The sequence below is a fragment of the Pseudomonas sp. 910_23 genome, assembly GCF_052850795.1.
In genome coordinates, this window is record NZ_VXCZ01000004.1 from 96,814 (window position 1) to 110,310 (window position 13,497).

12 protein-coding genes are annotated in these 13,497 nt (G+C 59.7%); all 12 read right to left on the reverse strand.

Going from position 1 to position 13,497, the window contains the following annotated elements; all coding sequences use genetic code 11:
- Positions 1-8: 8 nt before the first annotated feature.
- A complete protein-coding gene (fliG, locus tag FW800_RS06130) occupies positions 9-1,025 on the reverse strand; it encodes a flagellar motor switch protein FliG (protein ID WP_003192957.1) in 1,017 nt (338 codons plus the stop codon).
- Entirely contained in the window at positions 1,018-2,793 is a 1,776-nt protein-coding gene (gene fliF, locus FW800_RS06135) for a flagellar basal-body MS-ring/collar protein FliF (protein WP_032880061.1), read from the reverse strand. The genes fliG and fliF overlap by 8 nt, the downstream gene beginning before the upstream one ends.
- Before the next feature lie 16 nt (positions 2,794-2,809).
- Complete coding sequence (fliE, locus tag FW800_RS06140; protein ID WP_005790083.1) at positions 2,810-3,139, reverse strand: flagellar hook-basal body complex protein FliE; 330 nt, start codon at positions 3,137-3,139, stop codon at positions 2,810-2,812.
- A 131-nt stretch (positions 3,140-3,270) separates the two neighbouring features.
- Positions 3,271-4,647 carry a sigma-54-dependent transcriptional regulator gene (locus FW800_RS06145; RefSeq protein WP_005790084.1) on the reverse strand — a complete coding sequence of 459 codons (1,377 nt, stop codon included), beginning with the start codon at positions 4,645-4,647 and terminating at the stop codon, positions 3,271-3,273.
- Between the two features lie 7 nt (positions 4,648-4,654).
- Positions 4,655-5,866 carry a sensor histidine kinase gene (locus FW800_RS06150; protein WP_005790086.1) on the reverse strand — a complete coding sequence of 404 codons (1,212 nt, stop codon included), beginning with the start codon at positions 5,864-5,866 and terminating at the stop codon, positions 4,655-4,657.
- Between the two features lie 110 nt (positions 5,867-5,976).
- Entirely contained in the window at positions 5,977-7,449 is a 1,473-nt protein-coding gene (locus FW800_RS06155; protein WP_122732108.1) for a sigma-54 dependent transcriptional regulator, read from the reverse strand.
- Between the two features lie 169 nt (positions 7,450-7,618).
- Entirely contained in the window at positions 7,619-7,915 is a 297-nt protein-coding gene (locus FW800_RS06160) for a hypothetical protein (protein ID WP_005790088.1), read from the reverse strand.
- A 25-nt stretch (positions 7,916-7,940) separates the two neighbouring features.
- The gene (gene fliS / locus FW800_RS06165; RefSeq protein ID WP_005790090.1) at positions 7,941-8,330 is read right to left on the reverse strand and encodes a flagellar export chaperone FliS; all 390 of its coding nucleotides are present in this window, start codon (positions 8,328-8,330) and stop codon (positions 7,941-7,943) included.
- Positions 8,331-8,458: 128 nt separating this feature from the next.
- Positions 8,459-9,826: a flagellar filament capping protein FliD gene (gene fliD, locus FW800_RS06170; protein WP_032880058.1), complete on the reverse strand. Its 1,368-nt coding sequence runs from the start codon at positions 9,824-9,826 to the stop codon at positions 8,459-8,461.
- Positions 9,827-9,909: 83 nt separating this feature from the next.
- Positions 9,910-10,257 (reverse strand): flagellar protein FlaG, encoded by a 348-nt coding sequence (locus FW800_RS06175; protein WP_078821974.1) that lies wholly within the window; start codon positions 10,255-10,257, stop codon positions 9,910-9,912.
- Between the two features lie 76 nt (positions 10,258-10,333).
- The gene (locus FW800_RS06180) at positions 10,334-12,037 is read right to left on the reverse strand and encodes a flagellin N-terminal helical domain-containing protein (protein WP_446437224.1); all 1,704 of its coding nucleotides are present in this window, start codon (positions 12,035-12,037) and stop codon (positions 10,334-10,336) included.
- A gap of 399 nt (positions 12,038-12,436) precedes the next feature.
- Positions 12,437-13,366: a ketoacyl-ACP synthase III gene (locus FW800_RS06185; protein ID WP_446437225.1), complete on the reverse strand. Its 930-nt coding sequence runs from the start codon at positions 13,364-13,366 to the stop codon at positions 12,437-12,439.
- Positions 13,367-13,497: the final 131 nt, after the last annotated feature.

The following is a 13,497-nucleotide window of genomic DNA, read 5'->3' on the forward strand; positions in this document are numbered from 1 at the left end:
AAGGCGCCTTAGATCATTTCTTCGCCGCCCTTCCCGCCGAGAACGATTTCTCCGGCTTCGGCCATACGGCGGGCAATGGTGAGGATTTCCTTCTGCGCGGTTTCCACATCGCTGACGCGCACCGGGCCCTTGGCTTCCAGGTCGTCGCGCAACAGTTCGGACGCACGCTTGGACATGTTCTTGAAGATTTTCTCTTTGACGTTTTCGTCCGAGCCCTTGAGGGCCAGCACCAACACGTCGGAGGAGACTTCACGCAACAGCGCCTGGATGCCACGGTCGTCGACATCGGCAAGGTTGTTGAAGACGAACATCAGGTCTTCGATCTGACCGGACAGGGTGTCGTCGATCTCGCGGATCGAGTCCATCAACTGGCCTTCGACCGAGCTGTCGAGGAAGTTCATGATGTCGGCCGCGCGCTTGATGCCACCCAGGGTGGTGCGCGAGGCATTCGAGTTGCCGGAGAACTGCTTCTCCAGAATCGTGTTGAGTTCCTTGAGGGCCGCCGGTTGTACGGTGTTGAGCGACGACACGCGCAGGATGATGTCCAGGCGCACTTTGTGGTCGAAGTGGCCAAGCACTTCACCGGCCTGGTCCGGGTCCAGGTAAGCCACAACGATCGCCTGGATCTGCGGGTGTTCGTAGCGGATCACGTCGGCGACCGCACGTGGTTCCATCCACTTGAGGCTGTCCAGGCCACTGGTGTTGCCGCCCAGCAGGATGCGGTCGATCAGGCCGTTGGCCTTGTCTTCGCCCAGCGCCGAGGTGAGCATCTTGCGAATGTAGCTGTCGGAGCCGACGCCCAGGCTGGTCTGGTCGCCGACGATCTCGACGAACTCGCTCATCACCTGCTCGACTTGCTCGCGGTGCACGTTGCGCATCTGCGCCATCGCCACGCCGACACGCTGGACCTCTTTGGGGCCCATGTGGCGCAGCACTTGGGCAGCGTCGGTTTCACCCAGGGACAGCAGCAACACGGCGGCTTTGTCAACCCGGGAGAGCTTGGCCACAGCGGCTCGATCATTCATCAGCGTTAATCCACTCTTTCACGACCTGGGCCACACGGCCCGGGTCTTCTGCCACCAGACTCTTGATTGCGTTCAACTGAGCGTCATAGCCTTCGCTCGGGCTTGGCAACAGGATGCTTTGCGGGCCGCCAAGGCTGACGCGGTCGTTGGCCAGTTCGCCATCCAGGCCGCCCATGCCACCCAACTCGACGTCGCCACCTGCGAGCGCAAGCTGTTTCTTGCCGCCGCCGGTGATGTTGTTGAGCACCGGGCGCAGCACGCCGAACACCAGCACCAGGATGAACAACACCCCCAGCACTTGCTTGACGATGTCCCAGAACCACGGCTGGGTGTAGAACGCAGGGTCGCTGATCACTTCAGCGCGCTCGGCGGAGAACGGCATGTTGATCACACTGACGCTGTCGCCACGGCTGGCGTCGAAACCGACGGCGTCCTGTACCAGGCGGGTGAAGCGCGCCAATTCGTCGGCGGTCCAGGGCGCACGGGTCACGGCGCCATCGGCTGGGTTGACCTTGACCTGGTCATCGACCACCACCGACACCGACAGGCGATTGATCTTGCCCTGTTGCTGCTTGGTGTGGCTGATAGAGCGATCGAGTTCGAAGTTCTTGGTGGACTGGTTACGCTTGTCCGCCGGGTACGGTGCGAGCATCGGCTGGCCGGTGGCAGGGTCCATGATCTGCTGGCCGTTGGCATCCAGCAGCGGCTGGCCAGGCTGGATCGCGCCAGCAGTGGCAGCGGCGCCGCCAGTGGTCTGCGGTGCCGAGGCGGCCGACGGTGGCTGGTTGCTCAAGGCCCCCGGCACACCTTGCGGGCCATTGGCGGCGGTGCGCTGCTCGCTGGTGGACTGCTCGCTGCGCAGGGCCGGCTGGTCAGGGTTGAACTGTTCGGAGGTCGATTCGACAGCGCTGAAGTCTACGTCGGCGGACACTTCAGCCTTGTAGCGGTCGTTGCCCAGCACCGGTTGCAGGATGTTGTGCACGCGCTGGGTGAGCATGCTTTCCATGCGGCGGCTGTAGTCGAATTGCTTGCCGGCCTGGGTCAGCGCGGAGTTTTCGGCCATGTCGGAGAGCAGGTTGCCCTTCTGATCGACCACGGTGATTTGCGACTTGCTCAATTCGGGAACGCTGGTGGCCACCAGGTTGACGATCGCCAGCACCTGGCCAGGCTCCAGGGAGCGGCCGGCAAACAGTTCGACCAGTACCGAAGCGCTGGGTTTGCGTTCGTCACGCACGAACACCGAGCTTTTCGGAATCGCCAGGTGCACACGGGCACCCTTGACGTTATTCAGGCTGGAGATGGTGCGCGCCAGTTCGCCTTCCAGGCCACGGCGATAACGGGTGGCTTCCATGAACTGGCTGGTGCCCAGGCCCTGGTCCTTGTCGAGAATCTCGAAACCGATATTGCTGTCGGACGGCGCCACGCCAGCGGCGGCCAGTTTCATCCGTGCACGGGCCACGTCATCAGACTTGACCAGCAAGGCACCGGAGTTGGGCTCCACGGTGTAAGCGATGTCGGCAGCGGCGAGGGTTTCCATGATCTGCTTGGAATCCATGCCCGACAGGCTGCCGTACAGTGGGCGGTAATCGGGTTGTTGCGACCACAACACCACGGCAAAACCAATCGCCACGCTGGCCGCCAGGCCGACCATCAGGCCCACCTGACGCAGCATGGTCATTTGCGAGAGGTTTTCCAGGAACGACAGGCCAAACAACGGCGGCTTGCCGTCTGCCTTGGCGGGGAGGTTGTCGGAGAGTGCTTCTGCCATGACTTAAATCTCGTCCTTAAACCGGCATCTGCATGATGTCTTGATAAGCCTGAACCAGCTTGTTACGCACTTGAGTCAAGGCCTGGAAGGACACACTGGCCTTTTGCGAGGCGACCATCACATCGGTGAGGTCCACGCCGCTTTTACCGATCTCGAACGCCGTTGCCAACTGGCTGGAGGCCTGTTGGGTATCACTGACTTTATTGATTGCCTGACCGAGCATGTCGGCAAAACTGCTTTGGCCCAATTCCGGCGCTGGCGCGACGGATTTCGGTTGAGCCATGGCATCCATTTGCATGGCGCGCATATCCAACATCAACCGATTGAACTCAATACCCTGGCTCATGACCTTCTCTCTCCGACGACCCGCAATTTTTTGACACTACGCAGCGGTTACTAGGGGTGGTAGCAACAAGGGTGCCAGCTCTGGAGCAACTCGTAAGAAAAGGCGACAAAGCTTGTAGAACTTGTTACCGGTCATGTGGCGAAAAGATAAGCTTCCACATCCATACCAGCATCGCGCATCTGCGCCAGCTTGTAGCGCAAGGTGCGCGGGCTGATGCCGAGGCGCTCGGCCGCTTCTTTGCGGCGGCCACGCTCAGCGCGCAGGGTGTCGATGATCATCTGGAATTCGCGACGACGCAGGTCATCGCCCAGGGCGCCAGCTGATTCAACCTCGGCGACCACTGGAGCCGGGGCCAGGCTCGGCAACGGCGCAGCGCCATTGCCCATGGCCAGGCAGAAATCCTGCGGCTGGATCAACCCGCCCTGCTGCAAAATCAGCGCACGCTGGATGGCATTGTCCAGCTCGCGCACGTTGCCCGGCCACGGATAGCTAACCAGGCACGCCTGAGCCTGCGGCGATAACCGCGCCTGGGCATGCTTCATTTTTTTGACGTGGTTGTTCAGCAGGCGCTCGGCCAACGGAATGATATCCGCCGGGCGCTCGCGCAACGGGCGCCAGGCCAGGGGGAACACCGACAGCCGGTAGAACAGGTCTTCCCGGAAGCGCCCCGCCGCCACTTCGCCGGCCAGGTCGCGGTTGGTGGTGGCAACCACGCGGATATCCAGTTGGATCGGCTTGCGTGCCCCCACGCGCTCCACTTCACGCTCCTGCAACACACGCAGCAACTTGGCTTGCAGGCCCAGGGGCATTTCCGAGATTTCGTCGAGCAGGATGGTACCGCCGTCGGCCTGTTCGAACTTGCCGGCCTGGGCCGCGATGGCGCCGGTGAACGAGCCCTTTTCATGGCCGAACAACGTCGCTTCGAGCATGTTGTCGGGGATCGCCGCACAGTTGATCGCAATGAACGGTTGCTGGGCACGGCTGGACTGCTGGTGGATGTAGCGTGCCAACACTTCTTTACCGGTGCCGGATTCGCCGGAAATCAGCACAGTGGAATCACTGCGCGCCACCCGCGCTGCCAGTTCCAGCAATTGCGCGCTGGCCGGTTCAAAGGCAATCGGGCCGTCGCCCTCGCCCGCCGACATCACACCCAGGGCATGTCGGGCGACCAGCTCGATCAACGCCTTGGGCTCGAACGGTTTGACCAGGTAATCCGCCGCACCCTGGCGCATGGCGTCCACCGCCCGCTCCACGGCGCCATGGGCAGTCATCAGCAGCACCGGCAGCTGCGGCTGGCGCGCACGCAGCAGGCCGAGCAACTGGTGGCCGTCCATGCCGGGCATGTTCACATCGCTGACCACCAGGCTGAAGGCTTCCTGCTCGACCGCCGCCAAGGCCTCCTCGGCAGAGCCGACCGCCCGGTAGTCATGGCCCGCCAACAGCAGCGTGTCAGCCAATGCTTCACGCAGGGCGCGATCGTCTTCCACCAATAAAACCTTGATAGCCATAATCCTTTTACTCCGCGCTCGCCGCGCTGGAAAACAGCGGCAAGGTCATCAATGCACAGGTGCCGCGCCCCAACCGGGAGCGCAACTGCAATTCTCCCTGATGGGCGCGTGCCACTGCCTTGACCACGGTCAGGCCCAGGCCAGTGCCGTTGGTCTTGGTGGTAAAAAACGGCTCGCCCAGGCGCTGCAGCACCTGGGGGTCGATGCCGCTGCCGCTGTCGCTGATACACAGGCGCAGGGTTTGTTCGCGGGCGTAGAGGTGCACTTTGAGGCGTGCATCCGGGCCGCTGGCCTGAGTGGCGTTTTCGATCAGGTTGAGCAAGGCGCCGACCAGGGTGTCGCGGTTGCACAGCAACTCGCCTTGGTGGCTGTCACATTGCCAACGCAGGTTGGCGCCCTGTACATGGGTCGCCGCCGCTGCTTGCAAGGCCTGCATCAACCCGGCAGGCGTGACACGGTCGGTCAGCGGCAATTCGCCGCGGGCAAACACCAGCATGTCGCGCACCTGGTGCTCCAATTCATGCAAGCGCTCCTTGAGGCGCCCGGCAAATCGTTGCTGAGTGGCTACAGGCAATTGCTCATCAGTCAAATGACTGGCGTAGATCAACGCCGCCGACAAGGGCGTGCGGATCTGATGCGCCAACGAGGCGACCATCCTGCCCAACGACGACAGCCGCTCATGACGGGCCAACTGGTCTTGCAGGTGACGGGTTTGCGTCAGGTCATTGAGCAGCACCAATTGGCCTGGCTCGGCATCCAGGGAGCGAGTGGCGATAGACAGGCGGCGTCCGTCCTTGAGGGAGACTTCGTGACCGTCATCTTCTCGCGGCGCAAAGCAGCGGGTGATGACATGGCGCCACAGCTCGCCTTCCAGCGGTAGGCCCAGCAGGTCGCAGGCCGCCGGGTTGGCTTCGCGCACACGGCCCTGGTCGTCGATGACGATCACGCCACCGGGCAACAGGTCCAGAAGATTTTGCAGACGGTTGGCCAGGCGTTCTTTTTCCGCCAGTTCTTGCATGCGCTGGGCGCTGACCACCGCCAGCTCGCCTTTAAGCTCGGACACCCGCGCCTCAAGCAGACTGTAGGAGTCGGTCAGTTGGCTCGACATCTGGTTGAACTGCGAGAACGCTTGTTCCAGGCCCTGGCGGGTCGGCGGTTCTACAGGCGAAACCAGCCCCTGGATGGCAGGGGCCGAAGATAGTTGGGCGGCGTGGGGCATGATGCTCTCTCGCTTGGCTGACCGTCAGTTAAACGGAACGTTGCGAGGGCTGTAGCAATACCCGTGCCGAAAAAAATCTACATATAAATCAGCCAGTTGAAAAACAGGCGTCAATCATCCGCCTGTTCATCACCTTCTTTGCGGCTCATACCGTACTTGCGCATCTTCTCCACCAGGGTGGTGCGGCGGATGCGCAGACGCTCGGCGGCGCGGGCAACGATGCCATGCGCATCGTCCAGGGCCTGCTGGATCAACCCTTGTTCCAGGTTGCCGAGGTAGTCCTTGAGGTCAAGACCTTCGGGCGGCAGCATGGCGGTGGCACCGAAGTCCGGGGTATGACCGTTGATGGCCACGCGCTCTTCCATGTCACTGCGCAGGCTGTCCATCTGCTCGTCTTCATCATCGACGTAGCGGAATTTCTTCGGCAACTCGACCACGCCGATCACCCCGTACGGATGCATGATCGCCATGCGCTCCACCAGGTTGGCCAGCTCACGCACGTTACCCGGCCAGCCGTGGCGGCACAGGGACATGATCGCAGCGGAGTTGAAACGAATGGAGCCGCGTTTTTCGTGCTCCATGCGCGAGATCAGCTCGTTCATCAGCAACGGGATGTCTTCCACGCGCTCGCGCAGTGGGGCCATCTCGATGGGGAATACGTTGAGGCGGTAGTACAGGTCTTCGCGGAAGCTGCCGACCTCGATCATGCTTTCGAGGTTCTTGTGGGTGGCGGCAATGATGCGCACGTCCACGCTCTGGGTCTTGTTGCTGCCCACGCGCTCGAAGGTGCGCTCCTGCAATACGCGCAGCAACTTGACCTGCATCGGCAACGGCATGTCGCCGATTTCATCAAGGAACAGCGTGCCGCCATTGGCCAGCTCGAAACGCCCGGCACGGCTGGTGATCGCCCCGGTAAAGGCGCCCTTCTCGTGGCCGAACAGCTCGCTTTCCAGCAGCTCTGCCGGGATCGCCCCGCAGTTGACCGGCACAAAAGGCCCGTCGCGACGCTTGGAGTGATAGTGCAGGTTACGTGCGACCACTTCCTTGCCGGTGCCCGACTCGCCGAGGATCAGCACGCTGGCGTCGGTGTCGGCCACTTGCTGCATCATCTGACGCACGTGCTGGATCGCCCGGCTGGTGCCGACGAGGCTGCGAAACAGGTTGGGTTCACGGTGACGGCCACGTTCGCGGGCCTGGTCGTACATCTCGCGATAGACCTGGGCGCGGTGCAGCGAATCGAGCAATTTGCTGTAGCTGGGCGGCATTTCCAGGGTGGAAAGCACGCGGCGGCGCTGGTCTTCCGGCAGGTCCACAGAAGAAATATCGCCCATCAGCAACACCGGAAGGAACTCATCCCAGGTTGACAGTGTCTTTAACAGGCCCAGAACTGCGCCAGGAGCGTTTACCGTCCCGATCAATACACAGATGACTTCACGGCTCGACGCCAACGAGCTGACCGCCTGCTGCCAATCGTGGCTGGCGCAGGGTAAATTTTCTTCACCGAGAAAATTTAAAATCACCGCTAAATCGCGGCGGCGGACGCTATCGTCATCGATCAGCAGAATTTTGGTTTCACGCCACATGCAATAGCAACTTCCCTAGTAAAACTTCCTGCCCCGGAATGAGGGCAATCAAGACACCTGTAAGATTTGTTACCTACTAGACGTCTGAAATCTGAAAACAGCACTAGTTAAGTCAAAAATGCTGGCACAGTCAAATATATGACGCGCCGTGCGGATTAACTGCGCCCGTTCAACCGAAGAGATGGTAAACCTTTGACGCATTTTTCGCTTGGTTGATCTGCGACATCTCTTCGAAAATCGCCTGGCGCTCGCCGGTCGTGACCTCCAGCAACTGCTGATACACCACCAACAGGCTTTCCAGTTTCTCGCGCAAGGCGCCCTCGTCCACCGGCACTTCGCTGAGCACCTCATCAATCACCGCGCGGCAACCCAGGTCCAACTCGCCCACGGCTTCCCAATTGCGCTCGGCCAGCGCGCCGAGAAGGGCTTCGCGGGTTTCGTCGATGCGTTGCAGTGCATGGCTCATGATGTGTCCCTCAAGGCGATCGGCCTTATTGTGGAGCGATGGCATCCCAGCCGGTCTTGACGGTGATCAGCAGGCGGGCGACTTCGTCGATTATCTCGGCGTCATTCACCTGGTTGGCCTCGACCAAACGATTGCTCATATAGCCATACAAGGCGTCCAACTGGTGCACTGCTGCCGGATCTTCGGCCTTTTCTGGCTCCAGGCCGTCACGCAGGCCAGAGATAATTTCAATCGCCTTGCCCAGCATCAGCCCTTTCTGGGCAATATCCCCACGGTTCAATGCGCCCTTGGCCTGCGCCATGCGATCCAGGCCTCCTTCCATCAGCATCTGCACCAGGCGGTGCGGGCTGGCTTCGGAGACCTGGGCATGGGAACTGACCTTCTGGTATTGGCGAAGGGCTCTCATCGGGTTCATGTTGCTACCTCGTTACTGGCGACAATCGAATAGGTTTGCTTAACCAGTTTTTCGACCGTGGCGACGAAAACTTTAATTCCCAACCATACGCCAAGGCCCTGAATCAGGGCCTGAAAGCGCGCCGCCCATCAGTTCGATTTCGGATTGTTCAACGAGTTGAGGGTGGTCAGGATGCTGGAGCTGCTGGCGTTGATCTGCGCGATCATGGTGTCCATGGCCGTGTACTTGGCGGTCAGGGATTTTTGCAAGGCGTCCATACGTCGTGTCAGGTCGGCCGTCTCTTTGGTCAAGTCGGTCAACTTGTTGTTGAGATCCGTCGCCCGGGTTGCCAGGGTGCCGGTGGTGCCCACGTAGCTCTTCGTCGCCTTGTTCATGCGCGTGATCAAACCAGTGTCGCCGGTGAACAGCTTGGCAATATCGCCAGCGCCTTTGACTACCGCCTTGTCCCACGTCTTGTCATCCAGGCTCAGCAGGCCGGTTTTCTGATCGGTGGTGATACCCATCTGGGCCAGGCTGGTCATGGTGCCCGCGCCGGAGCCGTTGACCAGTTCGGAGCGCAGGCTGTTCACCAATTGACGCATTGATGCATCGCCGGTCAACGCACCGGCAGTGGTAGTCGACGCGTCACCGGTTGCAGTAACTTTGGTCTGGGTATTGATGGCGGTCATCAGCGTGTTGTACGCACTGACGAAGGACTGTACCGAGGTTTTCAACGTGTCAGTGTTACTGGCCACGGTAATGGTCGTCGGTTTTTTCACATCAATGGTGTCCAACAGCTCCAACGTGACGCCACTGATCGCCGACGTGATTTTGTTGCTGCTGGATGACATTGCAATGCCGTCGATGGAGTACTTGGCGTTGGTCGGCGGCGTGCCTTTGTCATACCCGCTGGCCAGTTGCGAATCACCGCTGAGGGTGATGTCGGTGCCTTCGCCCATATTGGTCGAGGTCAGTACCAGTCGCGCACCATTGGAGTCGCTCAATACGTTGGCACTGATACCCTGCGACGAGAGCTGGGTATTGATTGACTCTCGCACCTGTTGCAGGGTCGCGCCACCTGGAATCACCACATCGAAGCTTTTACCCGACTGGTTGATGGTCAGCGTCTGGTCTTCGTCTGTAGTGTTGGCCTTGCCCGAGGCACCCTCAGCATTCACTGCAGTGGTAACTTTTGAAGCGGTTGCCAGGTTATCGACTTGCAACACGTACTTGCCACTGGATGCTCCGTCACCCAACGTCACCTTGGCGTTTTTCTCTTCCGAAGAACTTGCCGCCAACCCATTGAACGCGGAGGGGTTATTCAACTTGGTGATCGCCGCCTGATAGGCCTCCAACGCCGTCTTGATCGAACCAACTGCCGACAACTGGACGGTGGCAGTTTTCTGCTCGTTGGTGATCTGCTGTTGTTTAGGCGCTTGTTCAGCCCCCACCAACGCCTTGACGATAGCTTGCGTGTCGTAGCCCGAACCAGGGCCGGAAATCGTTGAACTAGCCATTTTTCATTCTCCTTGTCCTGCGGCGGCCGTTTTTTTGGCGCTTAAACGCCTAGACCGCAATCAGAAACATGTTTCGTGCCAACTCAAGCCTTGCTATCAAACAACAGGCTGCCGGCATCGCTCAGGTTCTGCGCCAATTTCAGCGCGGTCTCCGATGGAATCTGTCGAATCACTTCGCCACTGTCGGTGGCGATCACCTTGACCACTACCTTGCCGGTAGAGTCATCGATGGAAAAATCCAGGTTGCGCTGTGAAGCCTGCACAAACTCACGCATATCGGTAACAGCCTTCTCCAGCGCCACGCGCTGAGGCTCTTCACTCTTGATCGGCTCATTGCTGGCCACAGGCTTGGCCTGGGTCACCACTGCGCCAAGGTTGGCCGAAGCCGTGGCTGCGGGGTAAGACGAGGTCAGCTTGATGCTCATGTCCATGTCACCACCTCCAAACTGAAAAAACGGAAGGGCACGTCGTTAAACGCACCCTCCCGTTATTTAACCGCTAGCGCTATTACTGAAGCAGCTTCAGTACAGCGGATGGCAGTTGGTTGGCCTGGGACAGGATCGCAGTGGAAGCCTGTTGCAGGGTTTGTTGCTTGGTCAGCTCAGCCGCTTCAGAAGCGAAGTCAGCGTCTTCTACGCGGCCTTTGGCAGCGGAGGAGTTCTGCGAAATGCTCTGCAGGTTGGCGACGGTGCTGGTGAAGCGGTTTTGTACGGCACCCAGCTGCGAACGCTGGCTGTCGATCTGCTGCATGGCATCGTCCAGAGCCTGGGTAGCCTGTTGCGAAGCAGCGGCAGTCAGGATGTTCAGGTCAGAAACGCTGGTTTCCATGGTGACAGCAGTTTTAGTACCGGCGGCAGCAACGGTGGTCAGACCCAATGCAGCCAAGCCAGTACCGGCGCTGCCGTCCTTGATGGTGATGTCTTTGTCAGCGAACAGGTTCAGGGTGCCGTCAGCGTTTTTGCTGGCCTGAACACCGGTGCTGGCGCTGTTGATCGAAGAAACGATCGCGTCAGCGGTGTCACCTTTCTTGAACTTGACTTCAACGCCGTTCACATCGATGGAGGTGTCAGCGGTCAGTTTGGCTTGGGTAGTACCAGCCGACAGGCCCAGTTGGGACAGGGAACCGGCGGAGGTGTTCGCCAGCTTGATGTCAGCACCGTTACCCGAAGTCACTTTGAAGCGACCGTCTGCACCGAAAGTGGCGGAAGCACCGGTGGCGGTGCCACCCGCTGCGGTTTCGAGTTTGGTCAGCAGGGAAGCCTTGGTATCGCCGACACCCCAAGCTACAGCGTTGCCGTTTACAGTGATCGAACCGGCAGAGGTCATGTCAGTGGAGACGGCCTTAGAACCAGCAGTCAAACCAAGAGCGGCCAGACCGTCAGTGCCGGCAGTCGGTGCTGCCAGAACGATAGCCTTATCGGAAACCAGGCTGACTTTACCGGTAGCATCGGCACTGGCGGTTACGCCGGTGGTTGCAGTTTGCGCGTTGATGGCAGCGACAGCAGAGGTAGCGGCAGCGGTACCAGCAGCACCCGAACCGAGAGTAATATCGGTGCCGTTGATGTTGATGGCTTCACCAGCCAGAACCGTGGCAGCAGCAGTACCCGTGGTAACAGCTTTATCAGTCACAACCGAACCAGTGGCAGTAGCAGCCAGGCCAGTCATTGCAGTGCCGTTTACAGCAGCTTCTTTGTAGTTACCCTTCAGCGCAGTCGAGCTGATGTCGGTCATACCAAACGAGATAGTCTCGTTGGCGTTGGCGCCGATCTGGAAGGCTACGTTGCTGAACGAGCCGTCGAGCAGGTTACGACCACCGAAGGTGGTAGTGCTGGCGATACGGTTCAGCTCGCCCACTTTAGCGGTGAATTCTTGCTGCAGGGAAACACGGTCAGCGTCGCTTTTGTCACCGTTGGACGCTTGCAGGGCGAGTTCACGCAGACGCTGCAGGGTGTTGGTGGATTCTTGCATCGCGCCTTCAGCGGTCTGGGCAATCGACACGCCGTTGTTGGCGTTGGCGATGGCAACGTTCAGGCCTTTGACCTGGTTGTTCAGACGGTTAGCGATCTGCATGCCGGCAGCGTCGTCTTTGGCGCTGTTGATTTTCAGGCCGGAGGACAGACGGTTCATCGACTGGCTCAGGGCGTCGGAAGCTTTGTTCAGGTTCTTCTGGACACCCAGGGAGGTGATGTTGGTGTTTACTGATAATGCCATGACGAAATCCTCGTGATTTGGATACTGCGGCTTCCGGCCCTGGCGACCGCCGGGTGTGGCCTAGAGAACCTACGTAATAGTTATCGTCGTGGTAGCCGGTTGCTTGAGGATTTTTTTGATTTTTTTTAGTAGCCCTGTGCCAGCCCTTGTATTTCAAGGGCTTATAGAGGCGTGAAACGCCAGCAATCACGGGTTACTGGCGCCAAAACTTCGCCTTCAAGACAGCCCCCTTGTAGGAGCGAGCTTGCTCGCGAAGAGCGTTAACGATGACGCGGGCATTCAGGATGCACGCGGCGCTCTCAGGTTCTTCGCGAGCAAGCTTGCTCCTACAGGGTGGAAGCGCAAAAAAACGCCGATGATCTTTCGATCATCGGCGTTTTTTTTGCAGCCGCTAAAGCATCACGGACGATAGAGAATCGCCGAGCCCCACGACAGGCCCACACCAAAGCCGCTGATGGCCACGCGCTTCCAGGTGGCGTCCATCACGTGCTTTTCCAGCAGCAACGGGATGCTCGACGACACGGTGTTGCCGGTCTCGACCATGTCCTTGATGAACTTGTCCACCGGCGCTTCTTCAAAGCGGCGTGCCACGGCATCGACGATGGCCGCACTGCCCTGGTGGATGCAGAACGCATCGATGTCATCGGCCTTGAGGTCCGACTCGGCGAGCAACTCGTGCAAGTGCGCCGGCACTTTCAGCAGCGCGAAGTTGAACACCTGGCGGCCGTTCATGAAGAACACGCCGTCGCTGACTTTGAGGTGCGGCGCGCCGGAACCGTCGGTGCCGAACTTGGACTTGCCGAGCAACCACGGCGCCTCTTCGCCCATCCAGGTGGCGGTGGCGGCATCGCCGAACAGCATGGTGGTGTTGCGATCTTCCGGGTCGACGATCTTCGAATACGGGTCTGCAGTGATCAGCAGGCCGTTTTTCAGGCCGGCGGCTTCCATGAAGCCCTTCATCGCGTAGATGCCGTAGACGTAGCCGGAGCAGCCCAGGGAAATATCGAAGGCGGCAACGTGGGTAGGCAGGCCCAGTTTGTCCTGAACGATGGCGGCGGTATGAGGCAGGCCCTCTTCATCGCCGTTCTGGGTGACGACGATCAGCGCGTCGATGGACTCACGCTTCAATTCGGGGTTGTTGGCAAACAAGGCGTTGACTGCTTCGACGCACAGATCGGAAGTCTCCTGTGCAGCTTCCTTGCGCGGCAGGAACGCCGAGCCGATCTTGCCAATGATGAATTCTTCATCCTTGGCGAACTTGGCACCCTGGGCGTAGTTATCGATCCCGTCCGCCGGCACGTAACTGGCGATGCTTTTTATGCCAATCATTGTGGCTTCCCAATACTAAATAGCTGGAGAACACCCCTCGGGCTACGCCGGAAGTGCTGACAATAAAGGGGATAACCCCATAAAAATCCCGCTGAAAGCCGCCTGATAAAGAACTGTGGGCGACTTATCCT